Genomic DNA, 16,947 nt, shown 5'->3' with positions numbered 1-16,947 from the left:
ATGATAGGATTAATACAATACGATTAATACAGGACCACGGAACGGATCGATTCGCCGCTCTTCATCAGGTCGAAGCCCTCATTGATGCGTTCGAGCGGCAAGCGGTGCGTGATCAGGTCGTCGATATTGAGCTTGCCTTCCATATACCAGTCGACGATCTTCGGCACGTCCGTGCGCCCCCGCGCGCCGCCGAAGGCCGAACCGCGCCATTCGCGCCCCGTCACCAGCTGGAATGGGCGGGTGGAAATTTCCTGCCCGGCCGCCGCCACGCCGATGATGAACGATTTGCCCCAGCCCTTGTGCGTGCACTCGAGCGCCTGGCGCATCAGGGTCGTGTTGCCCACGCATTCGAAAGAATAATCGGCGCCGCCGTCCGTCAGCTGCACGATGGCGTCGACGACGTTTTCCACTTCGTTCGGATTGATAAAGTGGGTCATGCCGAACTTGCGGGCGATGGCCTGGCGCGCCGGGTTGATGTCGATGCCGATGATCTTGTCGGCGCCGACCATCTTGGCCGCCTGGATCACGTTCAGGCCGATGCCGCCCAGGCCGAACACGGCCACGTTGGCGCCCGCTTCCACCTTGGCCGAGAACAGGACGGCGCCCACGCCGGTGGTGACGCCGCAGCCGATGTAGCAGACCTTGTCGAACGGCGCATCGGAACGGATTTTTGCGAGGGCAATTTCCGGCACGACGATGTAGTTCGAGAACGTGGACGTGCCCATGTAGTGGAACAGCGGCTGGCCGTTCAGGGAAAAACGCGAGGTCGCATCCGGCATCAGGCCGCGGCCCTGCGTGGACCGGATGGCCTGGCACAGATTCGTCTTTTGCGACAGGCAGAACTTGCACTGGCGGCATTCCGGCGTGTACAGCGGGATGACGTGGTCGTCCTTTTTCAGGGTCGTCACGCCCGGGCCGACGTCGACGACGACGCCGGCCCCTTCATGGCCGAGGATGGCAGGAAAAATGCCTTCCGGATCGGCGCCGGACAGGGTGTAGTAATCGGTATGGCAAATGCCCGTGGCTTTCAGCTCGACCAGCACTTCGCCGGCGCGCGGGCCGGCCAGGTCGACTTCTTCGATGGTCAGCGGGGCGCCCGCCTTCCAGGCAATCGCGGCTTTGGTTTTCATGGGTATCATTCCTGCTGGGTTTCAGATGCGCCATTATCGGGCCGCTACGAATGCGGTGGCGCAGCTGGCTCCGCGCTTGTCTGAAAACGCGGCGCATTTGTCCGATGGCGCCGCACGTTTGCGCCAGCACAAACCTGCAGGCAGCAAGACGCGCATTCTTGGCACAGGCTCCCTCGAGTCGCCGTTGCGCCGTTCCCGCAGGAGACTGACATGCGCCATATCCTTTCCCGCTCTCCCCGAGCCTGGCTGGCCCTGCTGCTGGCATGCTGTTTGGCCCTGCTGTCCGCCTGTGGCGGCGGCGATGACGATCCAGCGCCCGGTACCACCACCGGCAGCCTGGCGCTCACCATCGGCGGCTTGCCGGCCGGCGTGGCGGGCGCCGTCACGGTCACGGGACCTGCGTCGTACAGCAAGACATTGACGGCAAGCAGCACCTTGACGGACCTGGCGCCCGGCGCCTACACGATCAGCGCGGCCAGCGTGGCGCAAGGCACGGGGACCTTGGCGCCCACGCCCGTCACGCAGCAGGCGCAAGTCAATGCGGGAGCGACGGCCAGCGCCAGCGTCCTGTATGCGGCAGCCACGCCGCTGGCCCTGGGCCTGCAGGAAGTAGCCAGCGGCTTGAGCGTGCCCATCTTCCTCACGGCGCCGCCCGGCGACAGCCGTTTGTTCATCCTCGAACGGGCCGGCCGCATCCGCGTGGTGCAGAACGGCAATCTGCTGGCCGCACCTTTCCTCGACATCAGTACGCTCACCAGCACCAGCGGCGAACGGGGTTTGCTGTCGATGGCCTTCCATCCGCAATACGCCAGCAATGGCTATTTCTTCCTGTATTACACCGACCTGGCCGGCAATATCGTCATCGAGCGCCGCCAAGTGTCGGCCGGCAACGCCAACGTGGCCGATCCCCTGTCCGCGCTGACCATCCTCACGATTCCCCACCCCACGTTCAGCAACCACTACGGCGGCCTGCTCAGCTTTGGCCCGGACGGCTATCTGTATGCGGGCACGGGCGACGGCGGCGGCGCGGGCGACCCGCCCCGCAATGCGCAAAACACGAATGTGCTGTTAGGAAAGCTGCTGCGCCTGGACGTCAGCGCCAGCACGGTGGCCCAGCCGTACGCCATCCCATCCGGCAACCCGTTTACCACGGCGGGCGGCCGCCCTGAAATCTGGGCCTACGGCTTGCGCAACCCGTGGCGCTACGCCTTCGACGTGCCGGCCCAGTTGCTGTACATCGCCGACGTGGGCCAGGCCAACCTGGAAGAAATCGACGTGCGCCCCGTGGGGCAGGCGGGCAACAACTATGGCTGGAACATCATGGAAGGCACGCAGTGCTACAACAGCCCAGGTTGCAGCCAGGCGGGACTGGTCTTGCCGGCCATCGAATACGGCCACGATACGGCCGGCGGCTGCTCGATCACGGGCGGCTATGTGTACCGCGGCACGGCCATGCCGGAACTGGCGGGGCAGTACCTGTTCTCCGACTACTGCAGCGCCTGGCTGAAAAGCTTCAGCTACAGCAATGGCACGGCATCGGCCGTGAAAGACTGGGGCATCGCAAACGTGGGCAATATCCTGTCGTTCGGCCAGGATGCGCAAAACGAGCTGTACATGCTGAGCGGCACGGGCAAGGTGTACCGCATTGTCCGTCAATAAGCGTACGCAACCAGACATGCGTCAGTGCAGCGGACCCGCGCACGCGGCAGAGGGTGTTTTTCGACGGGGCGCGGGGAACCGGCTAGAATTGGTTTTTTCCGTCGCGCCCTGCGCCCAGCTCAAGAGAACACCATGGCCCGTTTGAAACTTGAATTTCCCGAAGACCAGTACTGCTATTCCTCGCAACTGACGGTACGCACGACGGACATCAATGCCGGCAACCATCTCGGCAACGATTCCATGATTTCCATGATTTCCGAGGCGCGCGCCCGCTTCCTGTTCGAATATGGCGTGCGCGACATCGAAGCGGACGGCACCGGCATCATCGTCACCGACCTGGCCACCACCTACCGCGCCGAAGCCCATGCGCGCGACCAGCTGCTGTTCGAAGTGGGCGTGATGGATTTCAATAAATATGGCGGCGACATCACTTTCCGCATCACGCGTCCGCGCGACAACACCCTGATCGCGATGGCCAAGTCCGGCTTTGTCTTTTTCAACTACAAGCGCAGCCAGGTCGTGCCCATGCCGGAAGAATTTGGCAGCAAGTTCCCACAGGTGAACTGGATCGATTAGCTCGCCATGCCGCGATGCTGTATGCTTGCCAGGAAGACATTGAATGTGGAGCGGCATGCAATCAGCAATTACGGCAAGACGATGCCTGGCCCTGGCCCTGGCGCTGCTGGGCACCTTGCCGCCCGCCCTGGCCACGCCGCAGACCGTCATCCTGTACGGCGACGACGACTACGCGCCGTACAGTTATGTGGAAAGCGGCGTGTTCAAGGGCATGTATATCGACATCCTGCGCCAGGCGGCCGACGCGATGCCCGGCTACCGGCTGGAATTGCAGCCGCGCCCCTGGAAACGGGGGCTCGACGCGCTGGAAAAGGGCCAGGTTTTCGGCCTGTTTCCACCGGGGCGCAAGGCGGAACGCTCGTACGTGGAGCCGTATTCGGCCATGCTGCACCGCGAATCGGTGGTGCTGTTCTGCCATGACGCCGTCATGCGCACGCCGCGCACGCATTTCCCCGCCGACTTTGCGGGCCTGACCATCGGCGTCAACACAGGGTTTTTATTGTCGGAAAAGCTGATGGCACCCGCCCGCCAGGGACTGCTGCGCCTGGAAGCGGCCAAGGGCAATGAAGCGAACCTGAAGAAACTGGCGCTGCGGCGCATCGATTGCTACGCCAGCGACCGCGGCGCGGCACGCCATACGGCGCGCCAGCTGCAAGGCGAACTGGCCCGCTACGGCTTTCAACTACACGAAGTGCTGGAACTGTCGTCCGAAGCCACCTACATCGCCTACAGCGCGCGCAACACGCCCGTCTACAAGGCCGATTTCATCGAGAAGATGAATGCCGCCCTGCTCGCCATGCGGCAGAACGGCGAGCTGGCGCGCATCGAAGGCGCTTACCTGCACTGAACGCCGCGCAGCGGCGCTTATTTGCGCGTATGGCGCTTTACCTTGACGCCAAAGGTATCGGAAAACCAGTCATCGATCATCAGCTTTTCATAGCGCAACTTTTCAGTGCTGAAGTAAGGATTGATACGGCTCAGGTACGACATGTCGGACAGGGCCGCGTCGCCGCTGCTGATGACCTTGCCATCCTGTTCCAGCACATAATGCAGGCGCATGCGCGGCCAGTCGACCCGGCCATTCATGACACGGATATCCTGGCCCGCACGCAGGGAAGGATTTTCACGTCCCGCCAGATCCACGTCCGTGACGTCGATTTTCAAGGTGCGCCCTGGCGGCAGCGCCGCGCCCAGCTTCTCGAAATGCCGGGTCAGCTCCTTGAGCACGTCTTCCCGCTCGTGCGGATCGAACGGCACATCCGTGAATTGATCCGGCTTGCTGAAATGCACTTCGGTTCCTGCCCAGGCCGCGCTGCTGGCCAGCAAGGCCAGGCCGGCGATCAAGGCGCGCGTCGTTTGCTTTTGCATGATGTACCCTTTCAGGAGATATGGGTGGCATGGCGCCACTTCTTATGCATGTCCAATATAGCGCGCTCCAGCCGATTGTGACGCTCAATTCATACCTTGTTACTTTTTCGGCTGGCCGTCGGAAAGGCGGAGCAGCGTATTTTTTTGCGGATTCCATGGCAATATTAACTAAAACAAAGTATTGTCTTGAAAATATAGTTGCCTAAGCGATAAAGTATAGATAGTGTCGGCAGCATGCATTTAAAGTGCTTTTTTGGCACGCGTGTTACATGATTTTAGTCAATTGTTCTTGCTTATTGTTAATACTTAGCTGTCAGTCTACAATCGACAAAATGCGCCCGAAAAACGCGCAACGCCGGTATGAGCGCACAGGAATTCCTGGCGCGGGCGTCTCAGCATTGCGTCAGTTATGCCTTTTAGCGGAACTCGTCCTTATGTCATTTTTGTCTTCAGCATCGCCCAAGTTACCTCCCTGGAAAGTCCTGCTCGTCGACGATGAACCCGACATTCACGACATCACCAAACTGACGCTGAGCCGTTTCCGCCTCGAAGGGCGCGCGCTGAGCTTCGTGCACGCCTACAGCGGCGCCGAAGCCAAGCAGGTGCTGGCGCGCGAAGAAGGCATCGCGCTGGTCTTCCTCGACGTGGTGATGGAGCGTGAAGACAGCGGCCTGGAAGTGGCGCGCTGGATGCGCGAAGACCTGGGCAACCAGTTTACGCGCATCGTGCTGCGCACGGGCCAGCCGGGCCAGGCGCCGGAAGAGCGGGTGATCGTCAACTACGACATCAACGATTACAAGGAAAAGACGGAACTGGACCGCACCAAGCTGTTCACCACCACCTTTGCCGCCCTGCGCGCCTACCGCGACATCATGAAGGTGGAAGAAGCGCGCCAGGCACAGCTCCATTACCGCGAAGGCCTGGAACGGGTCATCGCCGCCTCGGCGCACATTTTCAAGCAGCGCAACCTGCGCGACTTCGCCAGCGGCCTGCTGCAGCAAGTCGTCGCCCTGCTGCGCCTGGAAACGAGCATGCTGCTGCGCCTGCGCGGCGCCAGCGCCATCACGGGCGAGCAGGACTATGAAATCCTCGCGCAGATCGGCGACCATGAAGCCGATGGCGGCATCCTCAGCCCGTCCCTGCTGTCGCAGCTGGACGACGCGAAGAGCAACAAGATCTCGCGCCTGCATGGCGACACCTATGTCGGCTATTTCCCCAACAGCAGCGGCAAGGCCTCGCTGCTGGTCTTGAAAGGCGTGGAAGAAATCTCCGACCTCGACGCGCAATTGCTGGAAGTATTCTGCTCGGGCGTGGCGATCGCCTTCGACAACATCCTGCTGACGCAGGAAATCACCGATACCCAGGCCGAGCTGATCCTGCGCCTGGGCGACGTGGTCGAATCGCGCTCGCACGAAGGCGGCAACCACGTGCGCCGCATGGCCGAAGTGTGCCAGCTGCTGGCGCAGGCGTCCGGCATGTCGGAAGAGGAAACGATGGTGCTGCGCCACGCGGCGCCCATGCACGACATCGGCAAGATTTCCACGCCCGACGCCGTGCTGTTGAAACCGGGCAAGCTCGATGCGGCAGAGTGGGAAATCATGAAGCAGCATCCGACGGTAGGCATGTCCATCCTCGACGGCTCGCAGCGTCCGCTGTTGAAGGCGGCCGCCGTGATCGCCCACCAGCACCATGAAAAATACGACGGCAGCGGCTACCCGCAAGGCCTGGTGGGCGAAAACATCCACAAATACGCGCGCATCGCCGCCGTCGCCGACGTCTTCGACGCCCTCATGCACAAGCGCTGCTACAAGGACGCCTGGCCACTCGAGCGCGTCGTCAGCTACCTGCGCGAAGTGAGCGGCAGCCACCTCGATCCGCAGTATGTGGAGTTGCTGATTGCGAATCTGGATGAAGCGCTGGCGTTGAATCAGCGTTTCCCGGATTAGCATGCGTACGTCGGATTACGCGGCTGCGCCGCTAATCCGACCTACGTGGCTTCGGCCCAAGCCCCCAGCACGGGCACTCCGGGCCAATCCGGCCCGCCGTTTTTAGGTTTTCAAGGACACATCATTGAAACCGCCGCCGGCGTCGGATTACGCGCAAGCGCTAATCCGACCTACGTGGCTCCAGCGGAAAACGTATCTTGTAATGCAATCCCATCCCCGGCGCGCTGACCACCTTCACCGTCCCGCCCAGCGGTCCCGTCACCAGGTTGTACAGGATGTGCGCACCAAGTCCGCTGCCGCCCGAGCCCCGCTTGGTCGTGAAGAAGGGATCGAACAGCTGGCCCAGGGTGGCGCTGTCCATGCCCATGCCATCGTCGCTGTAATCGAGTTCCAGCATCTCGCCCACCGTCCTGGCGGACAGCTTGATCTTGCCCGGTTCGCCTTCGGCAAAGCCGTGCACCAGTGAATTGACCACCATGTTCGTGACGATCTGCGAGACGGCGCCCGGATAGCTGCGCAGCTGCACTTCGGGCGCACAATCGATCTCCACTTTCACCGGTTTGCCTTTCAGCTTGGGCTGCAGCGACAGCAGGACTTCATCGAGGTATTTGCGCAAGTTAAAGCTGCGCAATTCGTCCGAGGACTGGTCCACGGCCACCTGCTTGAAGCTGCGCACCAGCGCCGCGGCGCGCTGCGTGTTCGTCGTCATGATGCGCAGGGTCTGGTCGATGATGTCGAAGAATTGCCGCAAGCCGTCCTCGTCGAGCTGGCCGCCTTCCAGGTCTTCGCGCGTGAGTTTCAATTCCTGCACCAGGTGGCTGGTGGCCGTCACGCAGATACCCAGCGGCGTATTGATTTCATGCGCCACGCCCGCCACCAGGCGCCCCAGGGACGCCAGCTTTTCCTGGCGCACCAGTTCCGACTGCGCTTCCTGCAAGGCGCTCAGGGCGCTGTTCAGGGCCGCGTTCTGTTCTTCCAGCGCTTCCTTGGCCTGGCGCATGGCGCTGTCGGCCTGGATGCGGGCCATCGCCACGGCCACGTGGCTGGCCATGAAGGCCAGCACGTCCAGTTCCGCCTGGCCATACACGACGGATTCGTCGTAGCTTTGCACGATGATCACGCCATATTTGCGCTCGCCCAGCAGCATGGGCGCGCCCATCCAGCTGGCGATGCCGACATTGCCCAGCGGCTCGTCCATCTCGCCGCTGGCCACCAGCGCCGCATAGCTGCTGGCGTCCAGCAGGCAAGCCTTGCGGCGCGCCAGCACGTACGAGCTCATGCCGATGCCGTAATGAAAGCGCTTGACGGGCGCCTGCGCATCCTTCTCGTCGACGAAATACGGGATCGTGATGTCCTTGTTGTCCGGGTGGTACAGGGCGATGAGGAAATTCTTGGCCGTCACCAGTTCGCTGATGATGGCGTGCAGGCGCGCGTACAGGGTCGTCGCGTCGGCCGCCTGCGCCGACAGGTTGGCGATTTCATACAGCGCATGCTGGAGGTTTTCCGCGCGGCGCCGCTCGGCCACTTCGTGCGCCAGCAGGGCCGTGCGCTCCTGCACCGCCTTTTCCAGCCGGTCCATGCTTTGCATGCCTTGCAGGGCGCTCGACACGTGCGTGGCGATCAGCGCGAACAGGGCCTGGTCTTCCAGGCTGAAGCGGTGCTGCGCGTCATAGCTCTGGATGACGATGGCGCCCAGCACCTGGTGCTGCTGGTCCAGCAGCGGGCAGCCTATCCAGTGCTCGGCCGCCGTGCCGCCGCCCCAGGCGCCGCCGCCGATGGCGCGCATGGCGTCGTCATCGGCCGTCATCACCAGCTGCTTGCGGTTGACGATGACCCATGCCGTGGGCGACTGCGCGGCGCTGGCCAGGCGCACGCCCACGTCCGGGTCGGGCGCGGCGTCGAATTCGTCGACAAAGTAGGGAAAGCGCACGAGGCCGTCGTCATGGTCGCTGAGCGCCACGTAAAAGTTCGCGGCATACATGATGCGCCCCAGCGCCGCATGCACCGCCTGCAGGAATTCGCTGATATCGCTGCAGGTGCTCGAGCGCTGCCCGATTTCCAGCAACACGGTTTGAACGGCTTCCAGGCGGCTGAGACGGCTTTCCATGGGTGGCTATGTACCTTGTGCAAGTATATGTTCTGAAAATCAATATTATCAGTTCAGCCCCGCCTTGGCACGGCATAAAACGCAGAATCTTGCCTTGAGGCAGAGCAACACACACTACGCGCGCATTTGCCACCTTGGCGATACAGTGGCAGACTAGGCCCCTTCCTACAGACCAGACCGTCCTCATGACCGCCACGCTACGCGCCTCGCTTCGCCCCTACACCCTCGCCGGCCTGCTGGCCTTTGCCGCGCTGGGCATGCCGCCGCTGTGCGCCGCGCCAGCCAAGGCGCCGGCGGCGGAAACGGCCGATGGCGGGCGCTATTTCGGCCCTCTCGTCGATGGCAAGATGCACGGCCAGGGCCGGCTCGAATACGCGAGTGGCGCGTTTTACGAAGGGGGCTTCGCGCGCGGCGTGTTTTCCGGCCAGGGCAAGCTGCGCCAGGCGTCCGGCGTCGAATACACGGGCGCCTTCCGCCAGGGCGCCTTCGACGGCATCGGCCGCTACACCTCGCCCAAGGGAGAAATCTATGCGGGCAGCTTCGTCAAGGGCAGCTTCGAGGGACAAGGCCGCTTCCAGGGCGCCGACGGCGCCACCTTCGAAGGCCATTTCAAGCACTGGCGCCCGCACGGCGCCGGCAAGCTGACCGACACGGACGGCACCGTCTTCGAAGGCGACTTCGTTCAGGGCCAGGTGCAGGGCAAGGCTAGGGTCACCACCAGCGACGGCATCCACTACGAAGGCGAGCTGAAAGACTGGAAATTCGAAGGTGACGGCGTGCTGCGCACGGCCGACGGCGACGAATACCGGGGCGGCTTCAAGAATGGCCAGTTCGACGGCAAGGGCGTGCTGCGTTACGCCGTGGCGCAGGCCGATGGCCGGCGCGAAGACAGCGGCAACTGGACGGAAGGCCAGCTGGACGACCCGGCCCTGGACAAGCTCACGCGCGACAATATCGAGCTGGCCCTGTACAACCAGCGCACCCTGCTCGACGGCGCCCTGGCCCGCATCGCGCCGCGCGATGCGGCAAAGAAAATCAATCTGTATCTGCTGGGCGTGGCCGGCGATGGCGCGCAGGAAGTGTTCCACCGCGAAACGGCCTTCGTGCAGCGCCAGTTCGACCGCGATTACGGCACCACGGACCGCTCATTGATGCTCGTCAACAGCCGCAACACGGTGGCGCAGCAGCCGATGGCCACGCGCACGAGCATCGCCGCCAGCCTCGACGCCCTGGGCGCGAAGATGGACAAGCAGAACGATATCCTGTTCCTGTTCCTCACCAGCCACGGCTCGCCCGAGCACGAACTGGCGCTGGCGCAAAACGGCATGGACTTGCACAGCCTGCCCGCGCAGGAGCTGGCCACCATGCTCAAGCACAGCGGCATCCGCTGGAAAGTCATCGTGATCTCGGCCTGCTATGCGGGCGGCTTCATTGCGCCATTAAAAGACGACAATACCCTCATCATCACGGCCGCGCGCAGCGACCGCACCTCGTTCGGCTGCGACGACCAGAACGATTTTACCTACTTCAGCGAAGCGTATTTCAAGGAAGCCTTGCCCAAGAGCGCCGGCTTTGCGGAAGCCTTCGACAAGGCCAAGGTGCTGGTGCAGGCGCGCGAAGCGGCCGATTTCCGCGAAGGCGGCATGGAGGCGGAAGAGCATTCCGAGCCGCAGCTGTTCCAGGGCAAGGCCATCGCCGCACAGCTGAAGGCGTGGCGCGCCCAGCCGCGTTAAGCACGACACGGCCTTCTTTCTTTCTGTACAATAGCCGTCACCATGCGCCGATTCTTCCTCATTTTGCTGCTGTTCGTGCTTCCGCTCCAGATGTCCTGGGCAGCGGCGAGCGCGTATTGCCTGCACGAGGAAGGCAAGGCGGCGCAACACCTGGGCCACCACAGCCACCAGCACAAGGCGGATGCGGACAAGCAGCCTGCCGGCGACAAAAAAGTGGCGGACCAGCAGAAAAAAGGCCAGCCGCACAGCGACTGCAACGTCTGCCACGGCATCGGCCACGCGTGGCTGCCGGCCGGCTCCAGCCTGCCCGTCGGCGACACGGCCTCCGTCAACGCGGACACCTCCCCCTTCTTTTACGCTTCCCACATCCCGGACGCTCCCAAGCGCCCTGACTGGTCGTCGGCCATCTAGGCCGACGGGACGTTTCAATCACTTTTCGCAGTAAGCCAGGCGAGAGCCTGCGCGTCCCGTCGAATTTTTTTCCATGTTTTTGGAGAATTCGATGCACCGATTCATTTTCTTGCTTTCCGCTGGCCTGTTGGCCGGCAACTTTGCCCACGCGCAATCGAGCGTGGAACCCGCCGCGCCGTTGACCCTGCCCGCCGCGCTGGCGCTGGCAGAAGGCGGCAACGCCACCCTGTCCGCCGCCCGCCATGAACTGGCGGCGCAAGGCGGCGCCCTGCAGCAGGCGCGCGCCCTGCCCAATCCGGAACTGCAAACCGTGCTGGAAGACACGCGGCGCGCCACGCGCAGCACCACCGTGCAACTGAACCAGCTCATCGAACTAGGCGGCAAACGGGGGGCGCGCGCCGCCGTCGCCCAGCGCGGCGCAGACCTGGCGCAAGCGGGCCTGTCAATGCAGCAAGCCGACACGCGCGCCGCCGTCACGAGTGCCTTTGTCGACGTGCTGGCCGCGCAGGAAGGCTTGCGCCTGGCCGACAGCGCGCAAGCCTTGGCCGCGCGCGCCAGCGACATCACGGCCCGTAGAGTGACGGCCGGCAAGGCTTCGCCCGTCGAGGAAACCCGCGCCAGGGTCGCCGAAGCGAGCGTGCGGCTGGAGCTGAACCTGGCCCGCAGCACCCTGGCCGGCGCGCGCAAGCGCCTGGCCGCCCTGTGGGGCAACGCCACGCCACGCTTCAGTGTCGCCGAGGGACGCCTGGAAACCTTGCCGGAGCTACCCCCGGCCAGCGAACTGGCCGCGCGCGTGGCCCAGGCGCCGGCCGTGCGCCAGGCGCAAAGCGCGCTGGCCCAGCGGCAAGCCATGCTGGACGTGGAACAGCGGCGCGCCACGCCCGACGTCACCGTCAGCATCGGCATGAAGCGTTCGGAAGAGCTGGGCCGCAACCAGGCCATCATCGGCCTGGCCCTGCCGCTGCCCCTGTTCGACCGCAATGCGGGCAACAAACTCGACGCCCTGCGCCGCAGCGACAAGGCCAGCGACGAGCTGGCCGCCGCGCGCATCGCCGTGCAAACGGACGTGGCCGCCGCCACCGAACGCCTGGCCACGGCCCGGCTCGACGTGGAAAGCTTGCGCCGCGACATCTTGCCCGGCGCCCAAAGCGCCTACGACGCGGCCAGCAAGGGTTTCGAGTTCGGCAAGTTCGCCTTCCTCGACGTGCTCGATGCCCAGCGCACCTTGCTGCAAGCTAAAAACCAATACCTGCGCGCGCTGACGGAAGCGCAGCACGCCGCCGCCGACATCGAGCGCCTGCTGGGCGCCCCCGCCTCCCTGTAAGGAATCCAACATGAATATCACACTCGACAAAAAACAGACAATCGCCATCGCTTCCATCGCGGCAGCCGGCATCGTGCTGGCCTTTCTGATCCTCGGCACCGGCAAGTCCAGCGCCCCGCCCGCCCCTGCCGTCAAGGCGGAAGCCCATGCGGAAAAGAAAGACGAACACGGCCACGCAGAAGTGGAAGGCAAGCTGGAATTGACGGCGGCGCAAAGCAAGGCAGCCGGCGTCGTCATCGCCACGGTCGCACCGGGCCGCATCAAGACGACGGTCGCCCTGCCCGGCGAAATCCGTTTCAATGAAGACCGCACGGCCCACGTCGTGCCGCGCCTGGCCGGCGTGGTGGAAGCCGTGCAGGCGGACCTGGGCCAGCTGGTGAAAAAGGGACAAGTGCTGGCCGTCATCGCCAGCACGGAATTGTCGGAACAGCGCAGCGCGCTGCTGTCGGCGCAGCGGCGCCTGTCGCTGGCCCGCTCCACGTATGAGCGTGAAGAAAAACTGTGGCGCGAGAAAATTTCGGCCGAACAGGATTATCTGCAGGCCCAGCAGGCGTGGCGCGAAGCGGAAATCGCCGTGCAGAACGCGCAGCAAAAGCTCAGCGCGCTGGGCGCCAGCGGCACCAGCAAGGGCCCGCTGAACCGCTACGACATCCGCGCCCCGTTCGACGGCATGGTGCTGGAAAAACACATCACCCTGGGCGAAGCCGTCAAGGAAGACGCGAACATCTTCGTCATTTCCGACCTGTCGACCGTGTGGGCGGAAATCGCCGTGCCGGCGAAAGATCTGGCCACCGTGCGCATGGGAGGCAAGGCGGAAGTGAAAGCGTCCGCGTTCGACGCCAGCGCGCAAGGCACGATCACCTACGTGGGCGCCTTGCTGGGCGAGCAGACGCGCACGGCCAAGGCACGCATCAGCTTGCAGAACCCCGACATGGCGTGGCGCCCGGGCCTGTTCGTCACGGTGGAAGTGGTGTCCGGCGAAGCGGACGCGCCCGTCACCGTGCACAGCACGGCCATCCAGACGGTGGAAGACAAGCCCGTCGTCTTCGTGCAGGTGAAAGATGGCTACCAGGCCACGCCCGTGGTGCTGGGGCGCAGCGATGGCACATTGACGCACATCAAGCAGGGCCTGGCCGCCGGCACGCCCTATGCGGCGCAAGGCAGTTTTGTCCTGAAGTCCGAGCTGGGCAAAGATTCTGCCGGCCACGAACACTGATCACGTCAAAGCTAAGGAAACCATCATGTTTGAACGCTTGATCCGCTTCGCCATCGACCAGCGCTGGCTGGTGATGCTGGCCGTGGCCGCCATGGCTGCGCTGGGCATCTACAGCTATCAAAAGCTGCCCATCGACGCCGTGCCCGACATCACCAATGTGCAGGTGCAAATCAATACCCAGTCCGCCGGCTATTCGCCGCTGGAAACCGAGCAGCGCGTCACCTTCCCCATCGAGACGGCCATGGCCGGCTTGCCGAACCTGGAACAGACGCGCTCGCTGTCGCGCTATGGCCTGTCGCAAGTGACCGTAATCTTCAAGGATGGCACGGACATTTATTTCGCGCGCCAGATGATCAACGAGCGCTTGCAGGAAGCCAAGGAAAGCCTGCCTGCCGGCGTCACGCCGAAGATGGGCCCGGTTTCCACGGGCCTCGGCGAAATCTACCTGTGGACGGTGGAAACGGAACCTGGGGCGAAAAAGCCGGACGGCACGCCGTACACGCCGACGGACTTGCGCGAAATCCAGGACTGGATCATCAAGCCGCAGTTGCGCAACGTCACGGGCGTGACGGAAATCAATGCCATCGGCGGCTACGCCAAGCAATACCAGGTGGCGCCGTATCCGGAAAAACTGGCCGCCTACGGCATCAGCCTGCAAGACGTGGTGACGGCGCTCGAGCGCAACAACAGCAACGTGGGCGCCGGCTACATCGAAAAGCAGGGCGAGCAATTGCTGATACGCGCGCCGGGCCAGGTGGCGTCGAAAAGCGACATCGGCAACATCGTCGTCGCCAACGTGCAGGGCGTGGCGATCCGCATCCGCGACGTGGCCGACGTGGTGCTGGGGCGCGAGCTGCGCACAGGCGCGGCCACGGAAAACGGCCGCGAAGTGGTGCTCGGCACGGTCTTCATGCTGATCGGGCAGAACAGCCGCGCCGTCTCGCAGGCCGTCGATAAAAAGATGGTGGAGATCAACCGCAGCCTGCCCAAAGGCGTGCACGCCGTCACCGTGTATGACCGCACGGTACTCGTCGACAAGGCCATCAATACGGTAAAGAAAAACCTGCTCGAAGGCGCGGTGTTGGTGATCGCCATCCTGTTCCTCTTCCTCGGCAATATCCGGGCGGCCGTCATCACGGCCATGGTGATTCCGCTGGCCATGCTGTTCACGTTTACGGGCATGGTGCAATACCATGTCAGCGCCAACCTGATGAGTCTGGGGGCGCTGGACTTCGGCATCATCATCGATGGCGCCGTCGTGATCGTGGAAAACTGCGTACGCCGCCTGGCCCATGCGCAGCAGAAACTGGGACGGCCGCTCACCTTGCAGGAACGCTTACACGAAGTGTTTGCCGCATCGCAAGAAGCACGCCGCCCCCTGTTGTACGGCCAGTTGATCATCATGGTCGTGTACCTGCCCATCTTTGCGCTGACGGGCGTGGAAGGACGGATGTTTACGCCGATGGCCCTGACGGTCGTCATTGCCTTGCTGGGCGCCATGCTGCTGTCGATCACCTTCATCCCGGCCGCCGTGGCGCTGTTCATCGGCGACAAGGTGGCTGAAAAGGAAAATACCATCATGCGCGCCGCCAAGCGCTGGTATGCGCCGCTGCTGGACAAGGTCATGCGCAACACGCCCGTCGTGTTGACGGGTGCGGCCGTGGCCGTCGTGCTGTCGGGCTTGCTGGCCACGCGCATGGGCAGCGAATTCGTGCCCAGCCTGAACGAGGGCGACATCGCCATCCAGGCCCTGCGCATTCCCGGCACCAGCTTGAGCCAGTCGCTGGCCATGCAGCAGCAGCTGGAAAGCAAGCTCATGGCAAACCACCAGGAAATCGCGCGCGTGTTCGCCCGCACGGGTACGGCCGAGATCGCGTCCGACCCCATGCCGCCGAATATTTCCGATGGCTACATCATGCTCAAGCCCCGCAATGCATGGCCGGAACCGGGAAAGTCGCGCGAGCGCTTGCTGGCGGAAATCGAAGCGACGGCCACCAGTTTACCGGGCAACAACTACGAGTTTTCCCAGCCGATCCAGCTGCGCTTCAATGAACTGATTTCCGGCGTGCGCAGCGACGTGGCCGTGAAACTGTTCGGCGATGACATGCTTGTCCTCGACAGTACGGCGGCAAAGATCGCCGGCGTGCTGGGCAAGATTCCCGGTGCGACGGAAGTGAAGGTCGAGCAGACGACGGGTTTACCGATGCTGACGGTGCAGATCGACCGCGAGCAGACGGCCCGCTACGGCCTCAACATCGCCGACGTGCAGTCGGCGATCGCCACGGCCATCGGCGGGCAAGAGGCCGGCACCCTGTTCCAGGGCGACCGCCGCTTCGACATCGTCGTGCGCCTGCCCGACAGCCTGCGCAGCGACCTCGAGCAACTGAAACGCCTGCCCATCGCCCTGCCCCTGGGTGCGGCGGCGGAAGGCCGTGCCCGCTTCATCCCGCTCGGTGAAGTGGCCAGCCTGCAAGTGGCGCCGGGACCGAACCAGATCAGCCGCGAAGACGGCAAGCGCCGCATCGTCATCAGCGCCAACGTGCGCGGGCGCGATATCGGCTCGTTTGTTGCGGAAGCAACGCAGCAGCTGCAAGCGCAAGTGGCCATTCCCGCCGGCTACTGGACCAGCTGGGGCGGTCAATTCGAGCAGCTGCAATCGGCAACGAAACGCCTGGAACTGGTGGTGCCCGTAGCCTTGGCCCTCGTCTTCGTCTTGCTGTTCGCCATGTTCGGCAACGTGAAGGATGGCGTATTGGTGTTCAGCGGCATCCCGTTCGCCTTGACGGGCGGCATCGTCGCCCTGTGGCTGCGCGACATCCCCATGTCGATCTCGGCCGCGGTGGGCTTCATCGCCCTGTCCGGCGTGGCCGTGCTGAACGGCCTCGTGATGATCGCCTACATCCGCCAACTGCGCGAACAGGGCATGCCCTTGCACGATGCGATACGCGAAGGCGCGATCACGCGCTTGCGGCCCGTCCTGATGACGGCGCTGGTGGCCTCGCTCGGTTTCGTGCCGATGGCCATTGCCACGGGCACGGGCGCCGAAGTGCAGCGTCCGCTGGCCACCGTGGTGATCGGCGGCATTTTATCGTCGACGGCCTTGACCTTGCTGGTGCTGCCGCTGTTATACCGGCTCGCGTATCGCAGGAAAGAAGAGGAGGCAGGTCGGATGAGCGTGGCCGAAGGGCACTCTTAATCCGACACATTGTTGGCGCTGGTGGCGTCGGATTACGGCCTTTCAGGCCTAATCCGACCTACGCCCTGCCGCTGCTGTACCGGCTGGCGTATGCCGCAAGAGGCAGGTCGGATGAGCGTGGCCACAGGGCACTCTTAATCCGACACATTGTTGGTACCGGAGGCGTCGGATTACGCCCTGCCGCTGCTGTACCGGCTGGCGTATGCCGCAAGAGGTAGATACTGTTATCCCCGTCAAGCGGCGTGCAAGGTCGGATCAAATATTTTTCCCGACCTGAGCAC

Annotated in this window: 12 protein-coding genes; 9 read left to right on the top strand and 3 right to left on the bottom strand. The window is 63.6% G+C overall.

From position 1 onward, the window contains the following. Nucleotides 1–23: 23 nt before the first annotated feature. Nucleotides 24–1,130 (bottom strand): S-(hydroxymethyl)glutathione dehydrogenase/class III alcohol dehydrogenase, encoded by a 1,107-nt coding sequence (locus BLU39_RS26210; protein ID WP_034753481.1) that lies wholly within the window; start codon nt 1,128–1,130, stop codon nt 24–26. 210 nt (nt 1,131–1,340) lie between these two features. On the opposite strand from BLU39_RS26210, the gene BLU39_RS26205 reads away from it, so the two are divergent. The 3 genes from BLU39_RS26205 to BLU39_RS26195 all read left to right on the top strand — a co-directional run bounded on the left by BLU39_RS26205 (nt 1,341) and on the right by BLU39_RS26195 (nt 4,212). After that, nucleotides 1,341–2,789, top strand: a complete 1,449-nt coding sequence (locus tag BLU39_RS26205; RefSeq protein ID WP_092718889.1) for a PQQ-dependent sugar dehydrogenase — start codon at nt 1,341–1,343, stop codon at nt 2,787–2,789. A gap of 132 nt (nt 2,790–2,921) precedes the next feature. Then, nucleotides 2,922–3,365 (top strand): thioesterase family protein, encoded by a 444-nt coding sequence (locus BLU39_RS26200; RefSeq protein ID WP_034753479.1) that lies wholly within the window; start codon nt 2,922–2,924, stop codon nt 3,363–3,365. Between the two features lie 55 nt (nt 3,366–3,420). Further along, on the top strand, nt 3,421–4,212 hold the full coding sequence (locus BLU39_RS26195; protein ID WP_175539422.1) for a substrate-binding periplasmic protein: 792 nt from the start codon (nt 3,421–3,423) through the stop codon (nt 4,210–4,212). A 17-nt stretch (nt 4,213–4,229) separates the two neighbouring features. Here BLU39_RS26195 and BLU39_RS26190 read toward each other — a convergent pair whose 3' ends face one another. Further along, nucleotides 4,230–4,733, bottom strand: a complete 504-nt coding sequence (locus BLU39_RS26190) for a DUF3016 domain-containing protein (protein WP_092718883.1) — start codon at nt 4,731–4,733, stop codon at nt 4,230–4,232. A 434-nt stretch (nt 4,734–5,167) separates the two neighbouring features. On the opposite strand from BLU39_RS26190, the gene BLU39_RS26185 reads away from it, so the two are divergent. After that, on the top strand, nt 5,168–6,679 hold the full coding sequence (locus tag BLU39_RS26185; protein ID WP_092718880.1) for a DUF3369 domain-containing protein: 1,512 nt from the start codon (nt 5,168–5,170) through the stop codon (nt 6,677–6,679). Between the two features lie 160 nt (nt 6,680–6,839). Here BLU39_RS26185 and BLU39_RS26180 read toward each other — a convergent pair whose 3' ends face one another. Beyond that, complete coding sequence (locus BLU39_RS26180) at nt 6,840–8,786, bottom strand: GAF domain-containing sensor histidine kinase (protein WP_092718877.1); 1,947 nt, start codon at nt 8,784–8,786, stop codon at nt 6,840–6,842. Between the two features lie 185 nt (nt 8,787–8,971). On the opposite strand from BLU39_RS26180, the gene BLU39_RS26175 reads away from it, so the two are divergent. From BLU39_RS26175 to BLU39_RS26155, 5 genes are all read left to right on the top strand, one after another. Next, entirely contained in the window at nt 8,972–10,519 is a 1,548-nt protein-coding gene (locus tag BLU39_RS26175) for a C13 family peptidase (protein ID WP_092718875.1), read from the top strand. A 42-nt stretch (nt 10,520–10,561) separates the two neighbouring features. Continuing rightward, entirely contained in the window at nt 10,562–10,930 is a 369-nt protein-coding gene (gene czcI / locus BLU39_RS26170) for a cation efflux protein, CzcI family (protein ID WP_092718872.1), read from the top strand. A gap of 91 nt (nt 10,931–11,021) precedes the next feature. Beyond that, nucleotides 11,022–12,254, top strand: a complete 1,233-nt coding sequence (locus tag BLU39_RS26165) for a TolC family protein (protein WP_139178496.1) — start codon at nt 11,022–11,024, stop codon at nt 12,252–12,254. Between the two features lie 10 nt (nt 12,255–12,264). Beyond that, complete coding sequence (locus BLU39_RS26160; RefSeq protein WP_092718869.1) at nt 12,265–13,470, top strand: efflux RND transporter periplasmic adaptor subunit; 1,206 nt, start codon at nt 12,265–12,267, stop codon at nt 13,468–13,470. Nucleotides 13,471–13,495: 25 nt separating this feature from the next. Then, nucleotides 13,496–16,666, top strand: a complete 3,171-nt coding sequence (locus tag BLU39_RS26155; RefSeq protein ID WP_092718868.1) for an efflux RND transporter permease subunit — start codon at nt 13,496–13,498, stop codon at nt 16,664–16,666. Nucleotides 16,667–16,947 lie beyond the last annotated feature (281 nt).

Source organism: Janthinobacterium sp. OK676, from assembly GCF_900103595.1.
GTDB lineage: Bacteria > Pseudomonadota > Gammaproteobacteria > Burkholderiales > Burkholderiaceae_D > Janthinobacterium.
This window is presented reverse-complemented; position numbering and strand designations above follow the sequence as displayed.

Bases quoted from the DNA above. Each gene is read 5' to 3' on its own strand.
- BLU39_RS26210 (WP_034753481.1), bottom strand. From the start codon at position 1,130: ATGAAAACCAAAGCCGCGATTGCCTGGAAGGCGGGCGCCCCGCTGACC.
- BLU39_RS26205 (WP_092718889.1), top strand. From the start codon at position 1,341: ATGCGCCATATCCTTTCCCGCTCTCCCCGAGCCTGGCTGGCCCTGCTG.
- BLU39_RS26200 (WP_034753479.1), top strand. From the start codon at position 2,922: ATGGCCCGTTTGAAACTTGAATTTCCCGAAGACCAGTACTGCTATTCC.
- BLU39_RS26195 (WP_175539422.1), top strand. From the start codon at position 3,421: ATGCAATCAGCAATTACGGCAAGACGATGCCTGGCCCTGGCCCTGGCG.
- BLU39_RS26190 (WP_092718883.1), bottom strand. From the start codon at position 4,733: ATGCAAAAGCAAACGACGCGCGCCTTGATCGCCGGCCTGGCCTTGCTG.
- BLU39_RS26185 (WP_092718880.1), top strand. From the start codon at position 5,168: ATGTCATTTTTGTCTTCAGCATCGCCCAAGTTACCTCCCTGGAAAGTC.
- BLU39_RS26180 (WP_092718877.1), bottom strand. From the start codon at position 8,786: ATGGAAAGCCGTCTCAGCCGCCTGGAAGCCGTTCAAACCGTGTTGCTG.
- BLU39_RS26175 (WP_092718875.1), top strand. From the start codon at position 8,972: ATGACCGCCACGCTACGCGCCTCGCTTCGCCCCTACACCCTCGCCGGC.
- czcI (WP_092718872.1), top strand. From the start codon at position 10,562: ATGCGCCGATTCTTCCTCATTTTGCTGCTGTTCGTGCTTCCGCTCCAG.
- BLU39_RS26165 (WP_139178496.1), top strand. From the start codon at position 11,022: ATGCACCGATTCATTTTCTTGCTTTCCGCTGGCCTGTTGGCCGGCAAC.
- BLU39_RS26160 (WP_092718869.1), top strand. From the start codon at position 12,265: ATGAATATCACACTCGACAAAAAACAGACAATCGCCATCGCTTCCATC.
- BLU39_RS26155 (WP_092718868.1), top strand. From the start codon at position 13,496: ATGTTTGAACGCTTGATCCGCTTCGCCATCGACCAGCGCTGGCTGGTG.